The sequence below is a fragment of the Vibrio penaeicida genome, assembly GCF_030689305.1.
Lineage (GTDB): Bacteria > Pseudomonadota > Gammaproteobacteria > Enterobacterales > Vibrionaceae > Vibrio > Vibrio penaeicida_B.
Window position 1 is genome coordinate 663,778 of record NZ_JAUYVM010000001.1, and the last position, 17,366, is coordinate 681,143.

Here is a 17,366-nt window from a genome sequence, read left to right on the forward strand (position 1 = left end):
GTGAAGAATGAACATTCAAGTGACGTGTTTATTATTGGCCGCTGCCAGCTTTCCGGCGGCAGCCAATTTTGACTACAAGGCGTGTATTACGCTAGAGCAACAGGGTCAACGCCACTATTTTGAAGCGTTTCTAGAAGCGAATGAGTGGGGAGCAGCCGTATCGGGAAACTGCAAATTCCTCGCGAAGATAACCCCAGATTCCTTAGGCAATGTGGAGCTAACTGGCAGCGTGACCTGTAATGAAAAAGGCGGCCCAAGTTCTTTGGAGTTGCCAACTCTGACGCTAAGTACAAACGATGGAAAAAACGCCCGTATAAAAGTCAATACAGAGAATGGGGCGACATGGCGCTACTCTGTTACGCTAACCAGTCCATCAATTTAAATGCTTGCTTTCTAGCTTCGTCTTTGCCGCTTTAACTAACGACAATAGGCGCGACCCCACCTCTCTCTTAAAACAAAAAAGCCCAGCAATGGCTGAGCTTTTAACATCTTCGGTTTTATCTGCTTCTTAAGCTAAAGAGCTTAGAGAATTTTATCTTTTTCCCAAGCAGCAATTTTTTCAGCGCGTATTGCCTCGCGTGCTTCACGCTTTTTACGCGCATCACAGGGCTCAGGACAATTGCACACCTTATCAATGCCGACGGCATCTAAGCCACCACAGCTTCCTTTAACGACTTTCTTTTGGAAGATGTAACCGACAGACATGGCGGTGACAATTGCCAAGAAAAATCCAAATGTAACGATAAACGTAGCCATTGCTCACGACTCCTATTATTTATTTAAATACTTCTTAAATGCGTCTGAATAAATTTCTTCGAACCCTTGCTCTGTTTTTACAATGATCATAACGGCAAGGTCATTTTCGTTCGCGATTTCCAGACCAGCGTCTTCACCTAACACCATAATACCAGTAGATAAGCCATCAGCTGTCATACTAGAAGGGTGAAGCACCGTCACCGATACCACTTTATGGTCGATCGGCTTTCCTGACTGTGGGTTGATAATATGCGAGTATCGAATACCATCCTTTTCAAAATAATTTCGGTAGTCCCCTGATGTAGCAATCGCCATATCACCAGGTTCAATAATTTCTTGAATCGCACGCTCTGTGGTTGAAGGTTTTTCAATGGCAATTCGCCATGCTTCTTCGCTTTGATTTACACCTTTTAAGCGAATCTCACCACCAATTTCAACCATGTAATTGTGAATGCCTAGCGACTCAACATAATTGGCAACAACGTCTACCCCCCAGCCTTTTGCAATGGTAGAAAGGTCAACGTATAGCTCCGGCAGTGTCTTTGTCAGAGTCGTAGAAGTCGCGCTTAAATGTGATATTCCCGTCATGGCTTTTCGAGCACTCAGTTCTTCATCACTTGGCACCACTTCCGGTCGAGCTTCTGGTCCAAAGCCCCATAAATTAACGAGAGGACCAACAGTCACATCCAATGCGCCACGAGTAAGCTCATTCAGGCGAATCGCTTCTTTCACTACGATTGCAGTTTCCGCGGACACCTCAAATGCTTCGTTACCTTTGTATTGGTTAAAACGACTAAGCTCTGAATCCTTGCGATACGTCGACATCTGGTCATTCACTAATTCCAGTAATTTATCGACTTCTTTCTGAATATCGGCAGATGCAGGCGCACCATCGACCTCAATATATTTAATATTGTAAGTCGTTCCCATAGTAGGACCGGATAAGTGGATTTGTTCTTTCGGCTGGCTACAACCGGCTAGAAACAATAAGGAAGTTAAGACAACAAGCCAGTATTTCACTTGCTCACTCCTGCTTATAATTATTTAAGTTGATAGAGAGAAATACCCAATACTTTAGCGTTTGTTATTCTGGATACTATTCTGTAGCAACTTGATTTACAAAAATAAATGGCTGACTCATACGAGTCAGCCACAAATCAATCACTTAGATGGGTTTAGCCACCGAAGTCATCCAGTAGGATGTTTTCATCTTCCACACCTAGATCTTTCAGCATGCCGATAACAGCAGCATTCATCATCGGTGGACCACACATGTAGTACTCACAATCTTCTGGAGCATCATGGTCCTTCAGGTAGTTTTCGTACAATACGTTGTGGATGAAGCCTGTGTAACCTTCCCAGTTATCTTCTGGCATTGGATCTGATAGAGCACAGTGCCAAACGAAGTTATCGTTTTCAGATTGCAGGCCATCAAAGTCTTCTACGTAGAACATCTCACGCTTAGAACGTGCACCGTACCAGAATGACATCTTACGGCTAGAGTTCAGACGCTTAAGCTGATCGAAGATATGCGAACGCATTGGCGCCATACCAGCACCACCACCAACGAATACCATTTCAGCATCCGTATCTTTCGCGAAGAATTCACCAAATGGACCAGAGATCGTACACTTGTCGCCTTCTTTAAGAGACCAGATGTACGAAGACATGATACCAGGTGGTACATCAGGATTATTAGGCGGCGGCGTAGCGATACGCACGTTCAGCATAATAATGCCTTCTTCTTCAGGGTAGTTAGCCATTGAGTAAGCACGAATGGTTTCTTCGTTCACTTTAGACTCATAGCGGAACAGGTTGAACTTGTCCCAATCTTCACGGTATTCGTCAGGAATATCGTAATCAGCGTATTTCACGTGGTGAACTGGCGCTTCGATTTGAATGTAACCACCAGCACGGAAAGGTACTGACTCGCCATCAGGGATCTGAATCTTAAGCTCTTTGATGAATGTCGCTTTGTTATCGTTAGAGATAACCGTACATTCCCACTTTTTAACGCCGAAGATTTCTTCTGGAAGCTCGATGTCCATGTCAGTTTTCACTGCCACCTGACAAGCCAGACGCTCACCTTCACGGGCTTCACCTTTGGTAATGTGGTCAAGTTCTGTTGGTAGAATGTCGCCACCACCAGATTTCACTTTCACACGACACTGACCACAAGAGCCACCGCCACCACAAGCAGATGAAACGAATACACCAGCGCCAGCAAGAGAACTTAGCAGCTTGCTACCTGGTTGAGAAACGATCGCTTTTTCAGGATCGCCGTTTACGGAAATGGTAATGTCACCTGTTGGTACTAGCTTAGATTTGGCAAATAAAATAACCAAAACTAGGGCTAGAACAATCAGTGTAAACATCACTACACCAAGAATAATGTCCATTGACTATTCCTTATGCCTTACAGTTGAACACCAGAGAATGACATGAAGCCCAGTGCCATCAGACCTACAGAGATAAATGTGATACCAAGACCACGTAAACCTGGAGGAACGTCTGAGTACTTCATCTTCTCACGAATACCTGCTAACGCAACGATAGCAAGCATCCAACCTACACCAGAACCGAAGCCGTACACTACGGACTCAGCAAAGTTGTAATCACGCTGCACCATGAAAGATACACCACCGAAGATTGCACAGTTAACTGTGATCAACGGAAGGAAAATACCTAGTGCGTTGTACAGAGGCGGGAAGAAACGGTCTAAAACCATCTCTAGAATCTGTACCAATGCTGCAATTACACCAATGAAGGTAATGAAGTTCAGGAAGCTCAGGTCAACACCTTCAACCAGAGCGTTCTCTTTAAGCACAAGGTTGTAAACCAAGTTGTTTACCGGTACTGCGATAGTAAGTACTACGACAACAGCGACACCTAAGCCAAAAGAAGTCTTAACTTTCTTAGAGACAGCAAGGAACGTACACATACCCAAGAAGAAAGACAGTGCCATGTTTTCGATGAAAATCGATTTAACTAGCAGACTAATATAATGTTCCATGACGACCTTACTCCTTCGCTTCTACTTGTTCTGGCTTGAACACACGGATCGCCCAGATTAGGAAACCGATCAAGAAGAATGCAGATGGTGCCAGAAGCATCAGACCGTTCGGTTGGTACCAACCGCCATTACTTACCAGCGGAAGTACTTCCATACCAAATAGCTTGCCGCTACCAAATAGCTCGCGGAAGAAACCAACTGTAATCAGTACAAAACCGTAACCAAGACCGTTACCAATACCATCAATTAAAGATGGTAGAGGTGCAGATTTCATAGCAAATGCTTCTGCACGACCCATTACGATACAGTTTGTAATGATCAGACCAACGAATACAGATAGCTGCTTAGAGATATCGTATAAGTAAGCTTTCAGGATTTGGTCTACCACGATTACCAAAGAAGCAATGATCGCCATCTGTACGATAATACGAACACTGTTTGGAATGTGGTTACGGATCAGAGAAACAAAGAAGTTTGACAGTGCCGTTACGAAAATAACCGCAAGAGTCATTACAAACGCTGTTTCTAGTTTAGTGGTTACTGCTAGCGCAGAACACACACCAAGTACCTGAAGCGCGATTGGGTTGTTATCCAATACTGGCGCTAAGACACTCTTTTTAATATCTTTTGCACTAGACATTAGTTCAGACCTCCGTCACGAACTTTAGCTAGGAATGGACCAAAGCCCTTCTCACCCAGCCAGAAGTCGAATGTACCCTGAACACCGTTACCAGTTAGTGTTGCGCCAGATAGACCATCAACACCGTGCTCAGAACCGGCTGGTGCGCCACCTTTAACAACCTTGATTGCTGGCTGGTGGTTTTCGTCGAATAGTTTCTTACCTACCCACTGTGCACGCCAAGTTGGGTTTTCAACCTCACCACCAAGACCAGGAGTTTCACCTTGCTCGTAGTAAGTAATACCCGACACTGTGTTACCGTCTGTTTCAACAGCAACAAATGCGTACATCATTGACCATAGACCAGTTCCATGGACAGGGATAATAACTTTAGAAAAGTCACTGCCACTTTTAACTAGGTAAACGACTCCCGTGTTCGCACGACGAATAATCTTTGCCCTGTCGTCTTCAGACGTCAGTTTAATCGACTGAGAAAGATCTTTAGAAGCTTTACGCTGATCGTAATTTGAAGCAGTTAAACCGTCTTCAGTTTCCTGAACGTATTCACCCGTGTTGAAATCAACCAAGCGAGGTTCGATTTTTTCACCAAACAGTGCACGAACTTCTGCTGGGCTGCTTGCTTCGTAGCCAGCAACTTCAACAATTTTACTTTGCTTATCCAGAACAGCGTTTGCTTTCTGTTGACCACGTAGACCAACGGCTGCTGTTGATACGACGATTGAACAAACCAAGCTCAATCCGACAACAACACCCAGCGTCTTTTTAATGCTATCGTTACTATTTGCCATAACGTGCTTTTCTCCGCTTGATGTTCTTCTCGATCACGACGTGGTCGAACAGAGGTGCAAATAGGTTCGCAAACAGAATCGCCAGCATCATACCTTCTGGGTAAGCTGGGTTAACCACACGAATCATCACACACATTGCGCCAATTAGTGCACCGTATGCCCACTTACCTTTATTCGTAAAGGAAGCAGATACTGGGTCGGTTGCCATGAAGAACATACCAAATGCAAAACCACCCAAAACTAGGTGCCAATGCCACGGCATGCTAAATAATGGGTTAGTGTCTGAACCAATGACGTTGAAAAGGAATGACGTCGCCACCATACCTAAAAGCACACCAATAATGATTCGCCAGGAGGCAACACCGATATAAACAATAAACGCAGCACCGATCATAAGCGCCAGAGTCGACACTTCACCGATAGAACCTGGGATATTACCTAGGAAAGCATCCATCCAAGTGATCGCGTCACCTGTGATAGTGTTCACTAGCGCACCGTTACCGCCTTGAGCCCATTGGCTAAGAGCTGTTGCACCAGAGAAACCATCCGCTGCAGTCCAAACCACATCACCAGAGATTTGTGCTGGGTATGCAAAGAATAGGAATGCACGACCCGCAAGCGCTGGGTTCAAGAAGTTACGACCTGTGCCACCAAAGATTTCTTTCGCGACCACAACACCGAAGGTAATACCTAGAGCTGCTTGCCAAAGAGGAAGTGTTGGTGGAACGATTAACGCAAACAAGATGGAAGTAACAAAGAAGCCTTCGTTTACTTCGTGCTTACGAACCATACAGAATAGAACTTCCCAGAAGCCACCTACCGCGAATACTGTTAAGTAAATCGGCAAGAAGTAGGTTGCACCAAGAATCATCTTGGTTCCCCACCCGGCTTCAACGGAAACTGGACCGGCAATCATCTCTGTTAACCAGTAGTGCCAGTTACCAGCAACAACATTCGCTAGTTCTGCACCTTGGTAAAGATGGTTAAGACCCATAATTGCTTGGTTACCTGCGTTATACATACCCCAGAAAATTGCTGGGAACGTCGCAAACCAAACCATGATCATGATGCGTTTTAAGTCAACGCTATCACGAACGTGTGAACCACGTTTTGTCACCAAACCAGGTGTATAGAATACTGTTGCTACAGCTTCGTACAGTGCAAACCATTTTTCATGTTTGCCACCAGGTTCAAAATGGTGCTCTATATCTTCAAGAAACTTCTTTAGGGCCATGACTTAACCTTCCTTCTCGATCTTGTCTAGACATTCACGAAGCAACTCGCCGTAATCATATTTACCTGGGCACACAAACGTACACAGTGCTAAATCTTCTTCGTCCAGCTCAAGCGCACCGAGTGACTGAGCACTATCAGTATCGCCGGCACATAGGTCACGAAGCAGCAGAGTTGGTTCCATATCCAGTGGTAATACCTTCTCATAGTTACCGATTGGCACCATAGAACGATCACTACCGTTGGTCGTTGTTGTCATGTTAAACAGACGCCCTGAAAACAGGTGACCAAAATATGCACGAGTAATAGAGTATTTGTTCTTACCAGGCATCGCCCAGCCAAATAGCTCTTTTTCATAGCCTTCACGAAGTGCAGACACTTGAAGGTGGTAACGACCAAGGAAGGCATGAGGACCTTTCGCTTGAGTACCTGCTAGTACAGAACCAGAAATAATACGTACATCACCAGGCATCATCTCACCATCAGTAAGCTGATCTAGGTTTGCACCCATTGTTGTACGTACTAGACGAGGATTGTTTACCACTGGACCTGCCAGAGAAACAACACGGCCTGAATAGACTTCACCAGTAAGGAAAAGATGACCTATTGCAATCACATCTTGATAGTTGATGCTCCAAGCAACGTATTCTTCGTTAACTGGGTAAAGGAAATGCATGTGTGTACCAACAAGCCCAGCAGGGTGTGGTCCATCAAATACATGTTCTTCAACATTTGATTGAGATGAGCGAGGAAGGCTTTCACCGTTCTTACATACCAACACCTTACCTTCCGTTAGACGAGAAAGAACGTCCAAACCGGCAGTGAAAGCATCAGATTGCTCGTTAATGATCACTCCAGCATCTGCCGACAATGGGTTGGTATCCATAGCGGTTACAAAGATAGCTTGAGTTGAAGACTCGATCGCGGGAACCTTGCTAAACGGACGAGTACGGAGTGCAGTCCACGCGCCAGAATTAACCAGTTGAGTTTTGATCGCTTCACGTTCAAGGCTCACTAATTTATCGGCTGTGTAACTGTCAAAAGTCACTTTCTCATCACCAGAAACTTCAATCACTACAGATTGAAGAACGCGCTTTGCGCCTCGGTTAACTTCAATGACTTTACCACTTGCTGGAGAAGTAAATAACACGCCAGAGTTCTTTTTGTCTTCAAAAAGAGCCTGACCTTTCTTCACTTCATCGCCTACGCGAACATGCATCGTAGGACGCATTCCAACGTACTCTTCGCCAAGCAAGGCGACTTTATTGATGGACTTGCCATCACTTATCACCTGGGATGGAACTCCAGAAATTGGAATATCCAAGCCCTTATTTATTGTAATCATACGCACTTGCACTACTTTATCGGGAAAAAGATTCTTTTAATTGCGTAAAAGTTAGACACGACATTTTGTGTCCGGTTTTGACCTGACACCCTGGTCAAAATCGCAACATCCTCTTAATTAACTCGTCACAAAAAATAGCGAGTTTTATCAGGTGCGATAGTCTAGCATCTTTTGTGAAGGTGATGCCATGACCATGCATTGGATAAATCTGTAATTTTTTGTATGTTGGTTATAGATTAGCTAATCAAAGTGAATAAGTTTGAACTGTCGCACAAATGTTAATATTTCATAAAAATATTTAGACTTAAGCCATTCATTTTTATTTATATGTTTTTTTAACAATTCACTTCTTTAACATTCATTCACTCAACGAGTAATTGCATAAAAAAGGCAGCCAAGCCGCCTTAATATCAACCCAGTTTGCTTCCGCCCAAACACATTGGGCTCTCTGGAGCACCATCTATTTGTTGCAACCATTCTGATTCAGTATAGGTATGAATAGAGAGAGCGTGTATGTGATTTTCTAATTCTTCTATCAGTACGCCATTAACTTTGCGGTGACGAGCAACCAGTCTCAAGTTTTCAAACGCTTGGCTGACGATGATCACTTTAAAGTGACTTTCAGAGCCTTTGGGGACGTTATGCATGTAACTTTCATTAAGAACTTCTAAGTGCTTTGGTTCAAACGCACTGCGCAATTTTTCTTCAATGATTTCATGAATCATATTTATTCCTTGCTCAATTTTTGTTTGATTATACCTTACTGACGATCGCCCGCTATGTCCTTGTTATCAATATCACAACATTCTAAGGTCAGATAACCGCTCAAGGTGGCTTTTGAAGAATAAGCCCTTCGTAGCGACCCCCTTTCTACGCATTCAAGTGAATTGTATTTATTTTCATTTCTAGAATTTGCCGCTTTCTGCGACAATGCGCTCTTAGCCCATAAGAAACCAAGCACAATGAATACCGAGCTACACATCGACGGTCGCACTTTAACGCTACAACGCTTTCCCAAACGAGCACAAGAAACACTTCAGGCATGGAATGCGGGTGACGAATACCTTATTAATTACGTTGAGAACGAGCTTAAAGTTTCAGACGGAAAAAAAATCCTCATTTTGAACGATAACTTTGGGGCTTTATCTTGCTGGTTTTCAGAAAAACATCACGTCACAATGATGACGGATTCGTTTGTATCGCATCGAGGAACGCTAAAGAATCTGCAACGGAATCAATGCAATAAAGTCGACTTTCTAACCAGCTTGGAATGCATCCCTACCGATGTCGACTTAGTGCTTATGCAGATCCCCAAAATTAATCGGTTTTTAACATATCAGCTCAACCAATTGCGATCGGTGTTACCTTCGCACTGCCAAATAGTTGCGGTGAACAAAGTTAAAGAAATACACACATCCACATTAAAGCTGTTTGAAAAACAACTTGGTACCACAACGACCTCTCTTGCGTGGAAAAAGCACCGTCTTGTATTCTCGATACCGGACTCTGCCATCAGCCATAAGGCAGAACCTGAAACAAAATGGGAAGTGGATGGCGAAAACTTTTCTCTGACCAACCTCGCCAACGTCTATTCCGGAGAAGCGCTCGATTTAGGTGCGCGCTTTATGCTTGAGCATATTCCTCGGAGCCCTCAGCTAGAGCACATTCTTGATCTTGGTTGTGGCAATGGCGTTCTTTCTGTTAAAGCAGGGCAATTAAACCCTCAAGCAAGTATTACCTGTGTAGACGAAAGCTACATGGCTGTGGAATCGGCTAAGCGCAATCTCACAGAAACTCTGGGTGAAGATCGCAATATCCAGTGTATAGCCAATAATTGCCTTGATGGATTTGAAAAAGAGAGTACTTACTTAGTGTTATGTAATCCCCCATTCCATCAACAACAAGCCGTTACAGACCACATTGCGTGGCAGATGTTCTGTGATGCAAAGCATGTTCTTAGTAGTGGAGGGGATTTATTTGTTATTGGTAACCGTCACCTAGGCTACGATATAAAACTTGAACGCTTATTTGGAAAATCGCAGGTTAAGCTCGTCGCTTCGAATCGTAAATTTGTTATATTACAAGCCACTAAAAAATAGAAAACGTCCTGCGAGAATGTTTAATTAAGGAATTCGTCATGAGAAAATTGATACTTGCTGCATCTGTAACACTTTTAGCAGCTTGCGCTTCTCCACAGAAAGAAGAACAAATAAACCTCACACCGACACCAACCTTGAGCAGCGTAAAATTGGTGAATGGGCAGTCTTTCTCTCTAGAAAGCCGTGATATACGAACTTCTCAGTATGTCGCGTTAGTCAACAGCGGTCGTCGCACGACGCAACCTATCCATACAAAGCAAAATCTGCGTATCGCCATTGAAACTGCGATGTACCAGCAATTGGTCTCCCAAGGTTTCCAAATGGTAGCAAACAGCAACAATACCCTTAGCCTTGAAGTTCAAGAAGCTTTAGTCAATGTTTCAAACACATTAATGGAAAACGAGTTGGATGCCAAAGTAACGCTTCAGGTCACTGCTGAAACACCACGCGGTAAGCTCGTTAAGTCTTACAACGGTACAGCAACGAAAACGGGCACTTTATCTGCGTCTAATGATGACGTTGAATTGGTACTAAATGATGTAGTCGACTTAGTGCTTGCTGAAGTCGCTAACGACAAAGAACTTCTAAACTACATGAAGGAGAGATTCTAATGCGCAGCCTGATTTTATCTTTGGTATGTCTTTTCTCACTACCAACTTGGGCTCAAAACGTTGTATTTGAAACAACACTTGGCTCATTCACAGTGGAATTAAATGAAGAAAAGGCTCCTGTCACAGTCAAAAACTTTCTTCGCTACATCGAAGATGGCAGCTATGAAGGTACTCAATTTCATCGCGTAATTGCTGGTTTTATGGCTCAAGGTGGTGGGTTTGATGAAAAAATGGGTCGCCTGCCCACTTATGATGCAATAAAGAATGAAGCCAGCAATGGTTTGAAAAATGACACTGCGACTATCGCAATGGCGCGCACATCTAACCCTCATTCTGCAACACGCCAGTTCTTTATTAACCTGCAAAACAATGACTTTCTGAACTACTCATCTTCCAACCCAGGCTACGCCGTCTTTGGAAAGGTGACAAAAGGATTTGATGTGGTTCAGCAAATGGCCACAAAACCAACCAAGTCCATGGGTAGAATGCAAGATATTCCAGTAGAACCCATCGTTATTAAAAAAGTAACTCTACAAAAATAACAAAACTAACGCTGGCAAAACGCCAGCGTTTTCTTTCGCTTTTCATACAAGGAGTGTTCTATGTCAAGCAATATGACTTGGACAGAAACTATCCGAAGTTACCTTGATAAACGCTTGCTCTGGGTCTTTATGCTGGGCTGCTCCAGCGGCTTTCCTTGGGTTCTCATCGGTTCTAACATGTCCGGTTGGCTCAAAGATGCAGGGCTAACACGCGCTGCAATTGGTTACTTTGGTTCTATTTTCGCGGTTTACGCTATTAACTTTTTATGGGCACCTTTAGTCGACCGCGTAAAATTACCCATTCTTCACTCTTTGTTAGGGCAAAGACGAAGTTGGATACTTTTGTGTCAATGTCTTATTTTGATTTGTACTCTGTTTATCGCGGGAGTTGATCCAGCAACAAACTTGATGTTTACATCGATGATTGCCTTCGGCATTGCGATAGCCTCTGCAACACAAGACATCGCCATTGATGCTTACCGAATCGATACTTTCCCAAAATCGCAATCCAATAAACTCCCTCAAGCTTCCGCTATGGCAGTAGTAGGTTGGTGGACTGGTTATTCTCTTCCTGGGTATTTAGCCTTTATCAATGCCGACAGCATTGGCTGGAACGGTGTGTTTTATGGAATGGCTATCATTGTAGGTGTACTAATCCTATTCACCTTGTTAGTAGGCGAGCCACAAACCCAGCGTGAAGCCCTTCAGAAACAAGCAGAGGAGCGCTACTCTGAAGTTGTCGGGTCTCCGGTCGCTGCGTGGTTTACGGTAACCGTTATTGAACCGTTTTATGACTTCTTCAAACGCAACGGTGTGCAAGTTGCCGTCACTCTGCTTTTATTCGTATTCCTTTTCAAAATCGGTGAAGCCTTCTTGGGGCGTATGTCGATTACGTTTTATAAGGAAGTCGGCTTCAGTAATGAACAAATTGGCTACTACTCCAAATTGATTGGTTGGGGCTTTACCATTCTCTTTACCATCATCGGAAGTATGGTGAATGTGAAATTTGGTATTGTTCGCGGTCTAATGATTGGTGGTATTGCAATGGCGGCAAGTAACTTGATGTTTGCTTGGATAGCCAAAGTAGGACCAAGTGAAACGCTGTTCTTCGCAACCATTGTTGTCGATAACTTTACAACGGCATTTTCTACTGTCGCGTTTGTGTCCTTCCTAACCGCTATGACAGGTCAAGCGTTCTCAGCAACTCAATACGCGTTGCTTGCTTCACTGGGTAATTTTGGAAGAACGACTTTGGCGTCTTTCAGCGGAGAGCTTGTCGATTTCTTGGACGATTGGTCAACTTTCTTCATTGTTACTTCGTTGATGGTGATTCCAAGCTTGATTATGCTTTACTCTCTAAGACATCACTTCTCCAATTTGTTGGCCAAAGCCAAAAAAGAATCTGAAAAAGAAGAAATGGAAGATTCTCCATTGGTTAAATAAATTTCAGACGTAAAAAAGAGGCTCTTATTAGAGCCTCTTTTCATTTTGTATTCATCTAACTGGAACACACCTTAAGGGTACATGCCTCGTCCAAACAAGTTGAAGACTCGTGCCACACCTTGGGTAAATATCATCGGCTCGGTCAAAACCGTCAGACACAAACAGTCCTGATTTTCCGACGTTTGCGGAGCATGCTTCACTGATGCGTCGCGAGACATGATGTCTCCTTCAGCGTATTTCCCGTCCTCGTCACTAAAACTGCCATGAAGAACTAGCGTAGTTTCGACGCCTTTATGGGTGTGCTGAGGTACTTGAACCCCTTCCTTGATGTAAAGTAGGTTCATTCTCGCGTCGTTTTCTTCAAGCTCAATTGCAGCGCTGTACACCTTACCGCCGTAACTGCGCCACTCACCAATGCGTGACACCTGATTTCTCAACGCCTTCGGTAACACAAACTTCTTCCCATTTAACTCAATATGCACGGAAGGGGTTGCATCTGCATGAGAAGATGGCTTGAGCTGTTTCATGTCAACTATGGTTGAGAGCATTGATTCCAAATCTAGACTAGGTGCGTTTTTGTCTTCGTCGATGCCATGTTCTATAGAGAAGCTTGCCTCATCTGCAACACTGTGTGCTTCAAACATATCATTAGCCGCTTCAGCCTCTAACCTTTGAACGGTTTGTCTACATTGACTGCATGTTTCTAAGTGCGCTGCCACCATAATACCGTGGCAAGGGTCAATAGTGCCATCTACGTAGGCGCGAATCAGTTCGAACTCTGGGTGATAACTCATAATGCATCTCCCTTCATTGAATGCCGTAACTTCTCTACAGCAAGTCGCAACCGCGATTTTACTGTCCCTAAAGGAATATCAAACATGTCTGCGACTTGTTGATGTGGAAGCTCATCTAGGTAAACCGCTTTAACTACGTCTTTTTGACTCTGCGGTAGAGTGTCCAAAAAACGGACGACCTGTTCTTTTAACATATTTTGTTCCGGGGAATAATGCTCTACAAGATCCGGCGGGCAATAGTCGCTTGCCCAAATGTCTTCAGAATGCACATGAAGCTCTTTGCCTTTTTGTTTTCGCAATAAGTCGAAGCTTAAGTTTCTCGCAATCGTATAAATCCAAGTTGAAAGCGAGCTTTTGTCGGGATCAAAAAGATGACTTTTCTGCCATACCATCGCCATTGTGTCTTGGATAATCTCAACCGCCACATGCTCGTTACTCACGTGCTTGATGACGAATGTTCTAAGTCTTGGCGAGAAAAATCGAAACACTTCAGCGTATGCCTCTTTGTCTCCATTCTGAATTCGTGCCATGCAAGCCGACCAATGCGCTCGGTCGATTCCTTTAGCTTTTGACTGACATTCAGAGCCTGCTTCTAGCGTCTTGCTCATGATAGTTCCTTAACATCGAGCTGAGACTTGTCCCAGCACTGGAAAATAGTTTTTATTCCTGTAGAAAGCATATACGAACACGCGAGATAATCGATCACTTTAAAATGAAAAGCAGGCAAAAGAGATGGATTTAAAAAGACTAAAGGTTAATTCTCTAGTCTCGAGCTAGTGGCTTGCTATCTATTGCTTCAGATAAAAAGTCCAACGTAGCACTGCAAGATTCTTGGGAAACCAAAAGATCGAATTTCGTTTGGTTTATCGGTAGCAGCTCAAGCCAACGTTGACTTACCCACGTTGCATCGTCGAAAAAACATTGTTCATACAGGTTTTTAACTTGTGGGAACTGACTGTAGACATGCCTGAGTTGTTGCGAAACATGCTTTGTATCCTCAACAAACTCCGCTGTTTGCCAATTAGGAAGGTGTTCAATCTCCCCTACTCTCAATCCATCCTTCTCAGACCAGACCCTTTTTACACGAATTCTTTGCTTTCCATACACGGTAATCCCTAACAAACCGTCTTCTAACGTTTCAAAGTCCACGATCTCAACAAGCGTGCCGATTTGAGACACGTTGTGTGGGGAAGACTCATCACCGTCGGACATGAGGCATATTCCAAATCCCTCATTCTGTTGGCAGCACTCTTTCACCAGTCTCTTGTAACGGGGTTCGAATATTCTCAAGTTCATTTTCCCCTCTGGTAAAACAACCGAACTCAGAGGAAACAATTTGGTAATTAATGACATGCTCATTTTCCTTTGTCTTTATGTTCAGGATTTACGAGCGCGCCAGTAATCGCGATCACAATCATTATTCATTTACCGCACGAATGCAGTAACCACCGATGTTTCAGCCCAGAAATATCTAATTTCCAAACACTGTTGAAAGTAAGAACGAAAACGTTTTTCTCAAATTAACAATTTTGTCATTAGCAAAACCCTGATTACTATTGCACCCAATTGACAGAGTTCCTAATTATGTTCAGTTACGTGATCTTAGTCACTCAATTGCTTTCTATTTGCGGTATTTTTCACTTACAAATGAGAGGTGAAAATATAGAATGCGCGGCGAAGGATTTAAGGTTTATGGATTGAGCCCTACACCAATCGTTTATATGAGAGAAGAACCTAATGCGTAAGTCAATTTTAGCTCTAAGCCTTGCATCTGCAGCTATCGCTGTTCCAGCACAAGCAGAATATCTATTTGGTTTTGGTAGCGCGTACCTTGATTACCAAAAGTGGGATCACGGTATCGGCAATGATGCTTCTAACTTTGGTCAGGAAATCCATGAACGCAACCAAGCCGTCATCGGCATCGAAGGTGGTGCGGTATTTGATTGGGGCCAAATCTACGGGTTTTACGACTACGAAGGTGTTGACCGTGGTCAAGACAACCGTGGTGCATCCCTTAAAGGTACAATCCATTACAACCTAGCAGACACTGGCGTCAGTCTTTATGCACAAGTGTACAACACAGATAAAGACATCAGCCCAACACTTCACGAGCAGAACCGTGTTGCTGGCTTAGGCTACACAGCGTTAAAAGGCGATAACTGGGGGTTCACTCCATTTATTGGTGCTCATCAAGTTAACACCGAAGGCGGCATCAGCGGTGCAAACGGCGGAATGGTTGGCTGGGTTGGTTTCTACAACACCGATCTTGCTGGTCAAAACTTCACGTTTTCAACTTGGGGTGAATACGAATTCGGTCGTCAAGAAGCGTACGCTGATATCAACGGTGGTAAAACAGGTTTGAATGGTAGCGTAAACGCTATGTGGAACTTCCATCAAGATTGGTCTGCAGGCGTTCTTTACCGTTACACAGTGAACAAACTGGCACGTAAAGATTACCAAGACATCGTGATCTATCGTTTAAGCTACAAATTCTAACAAGTAGCTATATAAAAAAGTGGCGCTATTGAAGCGCCATTTTTGTTTCGACTTTATATTGCATCTTTCATTCCTGTCGCTATCCTTGCTCCAATCGTTTCTGATAAGGCTTCTAGGTTTGAATATCGTCATATTAGGTCCAGGTGCAATTGGATCACTTTGGGCGGCGTCGCTGGCAACAGCAGGACATCACGTTTCCCTATGGACACGCAATAACAAAGATACCCAACGAGATCTGTCGCTTGGCGATACCTCACCAGTTACCTTTGAAACCAATAACCTTAATGCCTTAAAACATTGTGATGTCGTTTTGGTCACAGTGAAAGTATGGCAAGTACAAACAGCCTTGCTCCCCATTTTGTCGCACCTACATCCAGACACCATATTATTGTTTCTTCATAATGGAATGGGGGCTGTTGACGCGTTGAAATCCGATATTGCCTCTTTTCCTGTTGTCATCGGTACTACGACCCAAGCCGCTTACAAGCCGAATGTTGATCAAGTAATACACACAGGGGTCGGTCAAACTCAGATAGGCGGTTTCAATTCAAAGGGTGAGAAATGTGAGTTCTTAGAAGAGGTACTGAATCACGCCCTTCCTGAAGTAAAGTGGAATCCCAATATCCGTCAAGCCCTATGGGATAAGTTGGCCATCAACTGCGCTATCAACCCATTAACGGGGATTCATCAATGCTTGAATGGCGACCTTTCCGAACCAAAGTTCAACACTGTACTGGATGAAGTCACACAAGAAGTTGTTTCTGTTATGCACCGCGAAGGTTTAGAGGCAAGCTTTGAGGTATTGAGAGAAAAAGTCAGTACCGTAATTCACGCAACGGCTAAAAATCATTCTTCAATGCAGCAAGATGTATTTCACCAACGGAAAACTGAGATAGAATTTATCGCAGGCTACGTCATTCGAGTTGCTGCTCGCCATCATATTCCAGTTCCTGCTAATCAAGCATTACTGGACGCCATTTTAAACATTGAAAAAAGCTGGATTTCATCATGAGCCATAAAATACTGGTCCCTATCGCTGCAGGTACAGAGGAAATGGAAGCCGTAACCATCATTGATATTATGGTTCGTGCTGGTTATGACGTGACGATTGCAAGTGTCGATCCTGAAGGAGCGCTCACCATGAAAGCCTCCCGTGGTGTCACTCTAACAGCCGATTGTCGGTTGGTGGATGTCGCCGATGAGCAATTTGATGTCATTGCACTGCCAGGTGGCGTGCCGGGCGCAGAAGTTTTTAGGGACAGCACGTTACTCATAGAGATCTTGAAGCAGCATATGTACGATGCTCGCTGGATGGCTGCGATATGCGCAAGCCCTGCCCTCGTTTTACAAACGCACGATCTTTATCCGAAAGCCATCATGACCTGTCATCCAAACTTCGAGGATAAGATCCCAGAGTCGCAATGGCGTGTGAAACGAGTCGTCACCGATATCAATCACAAACTAATTACCAGCCAAGGACCAGGCAGTGCATTGGAGTTTGCGATGGAAATTGTCATCCAGCTTTCGGGCAAACCACACGCATGGAAGGTGGCAGAGCCTATGGTGACGCTACCAAACCTTCACTACCATGAAATGGGTAAGTAAA

Annotated in this window: 20 protein-coding genes; 8 read left to right on the plus strand and 12 right to left on the minus strand. The window is 43.9% G+C overall.

Features of this window, described 5'->3' with window-relative positions; genetic code table 11:
• The first annotated feature begins 7 nt into the window (after positions 1–7).
• The gene (locus Q8W40_RS02950) at positions 8–382 is read left to right on the plus strand and encodes a hypothetical protein (protein ID WP_305395805.1); all 375 of its coding nucleotides are present in this window, start codon (positions 8–10) and stop codon (positions 380–382) included.
• A 140-nt stretch (positions 383–522) separates the two neighbouring features.
• Here Q8W40_RS02950 and nqrM read toward each other — a convergent pair whose 3' ends face one another.
• From nqrM to Q8W40_RS02995, 9 genes are all read right to left on the minus strand, one after another.
• Positions 523–756: a (Na+)-NQR maturation NqrM gene (nqrM, locus tag Q8W40_RS02955; protein ID WP_101113135.1), complete on the minus strand. Its 234-nt coding sequence runs from the start codon at positions 754–756 to the stop codon at positions 523–525.
• 15 nt (positions 757–771) lie between these two features.
• Positions 772–1,776, minus strand: a complete 1,005-nt coding sequence (locus tag Q8W40_RS02960; RefSeq protein WP_305395806.1) for an FAD:protein FMN transferase — start codon at positions 1,774–1,776, stop codon at positions 772–774.
• A 155-nt stretch (positions 1,777–1,931) separates the two neighbouring features.
• Entirely contained in the window at positions 1,932–3,155 is a 1,224-nt protein-coding gene (gene nqrF / locus Q8W40_RS02965) for an NADH:ubiquinone reductase (Na(+)-transporting) subunit F (RefSeq protein ID WP_101113137.1), read from the minus strand.
• Positions 3,156–3,172: 17 nt separating this feature from the next.
• Positions 3,173–3,769 carry an NADH:ubiquinone reductase (Na(+)-transporting) subunit E gene (nqrE, locus tag Q8W40_RS02970; protein ID WP_006957944.1) on the minus strand — a complete coding sequence of 199 codons (597 nt, stop codon included), beginning with the start codon at positions 3,767–3,769 and terminating at the stop codon, positions 3,173–3,175.
• Between the two features lie 7 nt (positions 3,770–3,776).
• Positions 3,777–4,409 (minus strand): NADH:ubiquinone reductase (Na(+)-transporting) subunit D, encoded by a 633-nt coding sequence (locus Q8W40_RS02975; RefSeq protein WP_101113138.1) that lies wholly within the window; start codon positions 4,407–4,409, stop codon positions 3,777–3,779.
• Positions 4,409–5,197 (minus strand): Na(+)-translocating NADH-quinone reductase subunit C, encoded by a 789-nt coding sequence (locus Q8W40_RS02980; protein WP_305395807.1) that lies wholly within the window; start codon positions 5,195–5,197, stop codon positions 4,409–4,411. Before Q8W40_RS02980 ends, Q8W40_RS02975 begins: the two co-directional genes overlap by 1 nt.
• Positions 5,187–6,431 carry an NADH:ubiquinone reductase (Na(+)-transporting) subunit B gene (locus Q8W40_RS02985; RefSeq protein WP_305395808.1) on the minus strand — a complete coding sequence of 415 codons (1,245 nt, stop codon included), beginning with the start codon at positions 6,429–6,431 and terminating at the stop codon, positions 5,187–5,189. Before Q8W40_RS02985 ends, Q8W40_RS02980 begins: the two co-directional genes overlap by 11 nt.
• Before the next feature lie 3 nt (positions 6,432–6,434).
• A complete protein-coding gene (locus Q8W40_RS02990; RefSeq protein ID WP_305395809.1) occupies positions 6,435–7,775 on the minus strand; it encodes a Na(+)-translocating NADH-quinone reductase subunit A in 1,341 nt (446 codons plus the stop codon).
• 410 nt (positions 7,776–8,185) lie between these two features.
• Positions 8,186–8,500 carry a BolA/IbaG family iron-sulfur metabolism protein gene (locus Q8W40_RS02995; protein ID WP_305395810.1) on the minus strand — a complete coding sequence of 105 codons (315 nt, stop codon included), beginning with the start codon at positions 8,498–8,500 and terminating at the stop codon, positions 8,186–8,188.
• Positions 8,501–8,737: 237 nt separating this feature from the next.
• Between Q8W40_RS02995 and Q8W40_RS03000 the strand changes: the two genes are divergently transcribed.
• The 4 genes from Q8W40_RS03000 to Q8W40_RS03015 are packed head-to-tail and all read left to right on the plus strand — an operon-like array spanning position 8,738 to position 12,470.
• Positions 8,738–9,874, plus strand: a complete 1,137-nt coding sequence (locus Q8W40_RS03000) for a methyltransferase (RefSeq protein WP_305395811.1) — start codon at positions 8,738–8,740, stop codon at positions 9,872–9,874.
• A gap of 38 nt (positions 9,875–9,912) precedes the next feature.
• Positions 9,913–10,485 carry a YajG family lipoprotein gene (locus Q8W40_RS03005; RefSeq protein ID WP_305395812.1) on the plus strand — a complete coding sequence of 191 codons (573 nt, stop codon included), beginning with the start codon at positions 9,913–9,915 and terminating at the stop codon, positions 10,483–10,485.
• Positions 10,485–11,027: a peptidylprolyl isomerase gene (locus Q8W40_RS03010; protein ID WP_126607882.1), complete on the plus strand. Its 543-nt coding sequence runs from the start codon at positions 10,485–10,487 to the stop codon at positions 11,025–11,027. The genes Q8W40_RS03005 and Q8W40_RS03010 overlap by 1 nt, the downstream gene beginning before the upstream one ends.
• A 60-nt stretch (positions 11,028–11,087) precedes the next feature.
• Positions 11,088–12,470, plus strand: coding sequence for an AmpG family muropeptide MFS transporter (locus Q8W40_RS03015; protein WP_305395813.1), 1,383 nt, complete (start codon positions 11,088–11,090; stop codon positions 12,468–12,470).
• 71 nt (positions 12,471–12,541) lie between these two features.
• On the opposite strand, the gene Q8W40_RS03020 is transcribed toward Q8W40_RS03015, so the two are convergent.
• The 3 genes from Q8W40_RS03020 to Q8W40_RS03030 form a co-directional block, all read right to left on the minus strand.
• Positions 12,542–13,264 carry a ChrR family anti-sigma-E factor gene (locus tag Q8W40_RS03020; protein ID WP_305395814.1) on the minus strand — a complete coding sequence of 241 codons (723 nt, stop codon included), beginning with the start codon at positions 13,262–13,264 and terminating at the stop codon, positions 12,542–12,544.
• Positions 13,261–13,794 (minus strand): sigma-70 family RNA polymerase sigma factor, encoded by a 534-nt coding sequence (locus Q8W40_RS03025; protein ID WP_167404723.1) that lies wholly within the window; start codon positions 13,792–13,794, stop codon positions 13,261–13,263. The genes Q8W40_RS03020 and Q8W40_RS03025 overlap by 4 nt, the downstream gene beginning before the upstream one ends.
• 232 nt (positions 13,795–14,026) lie before the next feature.
• Positions 14,027–14,617, minus strand: a complete 591-nt coding sequence (locus Q8W40_RS03030; RefSeq protein ID WP_101113149.1) for an LON peptidase substrate-binding domain-containing protein — start codon at positions 14,615–14,617, stop codon at positions 14,027–14,029.
• A gap of 384 nt (positions 14,618–15,001) precedes the next feature.
• Between Q8W40_RS03030 and Q8W40_RS03035 the strand changes: the two genes are divergently transcribed.
• The 3 genes from Q8W40_RS03035 to Q8W40_RS03045 all read left to right on the plus strand — a co-directional run bounded on the left by Q8W40_RS03035 (position 15,002) and on the right by Q8W40_RS03045 (position 17,365).
• Positions 15,002–15,760 carry an outer membrane protein OmpK gene (locus Q8W40_RS03035; RefSeq protein ID WP_126607886.1) on the plus strand — a complete coding sequence of 253 codons (759 nt, stop codon included), beginning with the start codon at positions 15,002–15,004 and terminating at the stop codon, positions 15,758–15,760.
• A 118-nt stretch (positions 15,761–15,878) separates the two neighbouring features.
• Entirely contained in the window at positions 15,879–16,772 is an 894-nt protein-coding gene (panE, locus tag Q8W40_RS03040; protein WP_305395815.1) for a 2-dehydropantoate 2-reductase, read from the plus strand.
• Positions 16,769–17,365, plus strand: coding sequence for a DJ-1 family glyoxalase III (locus Q8W40_RS03045; RefSeq protein ID WP_305395816.1), 597 nt, complete (start codon positions 16,769–16,771; stop codon positions 17,363–17,365). The genes panE and Q8W40_RS03045 overlap by 4 nt, the downstream gene beginning before the upstream one ends.
• The last annotated feature ends 1 nt before the right edge of the window (position 17,366 follow it).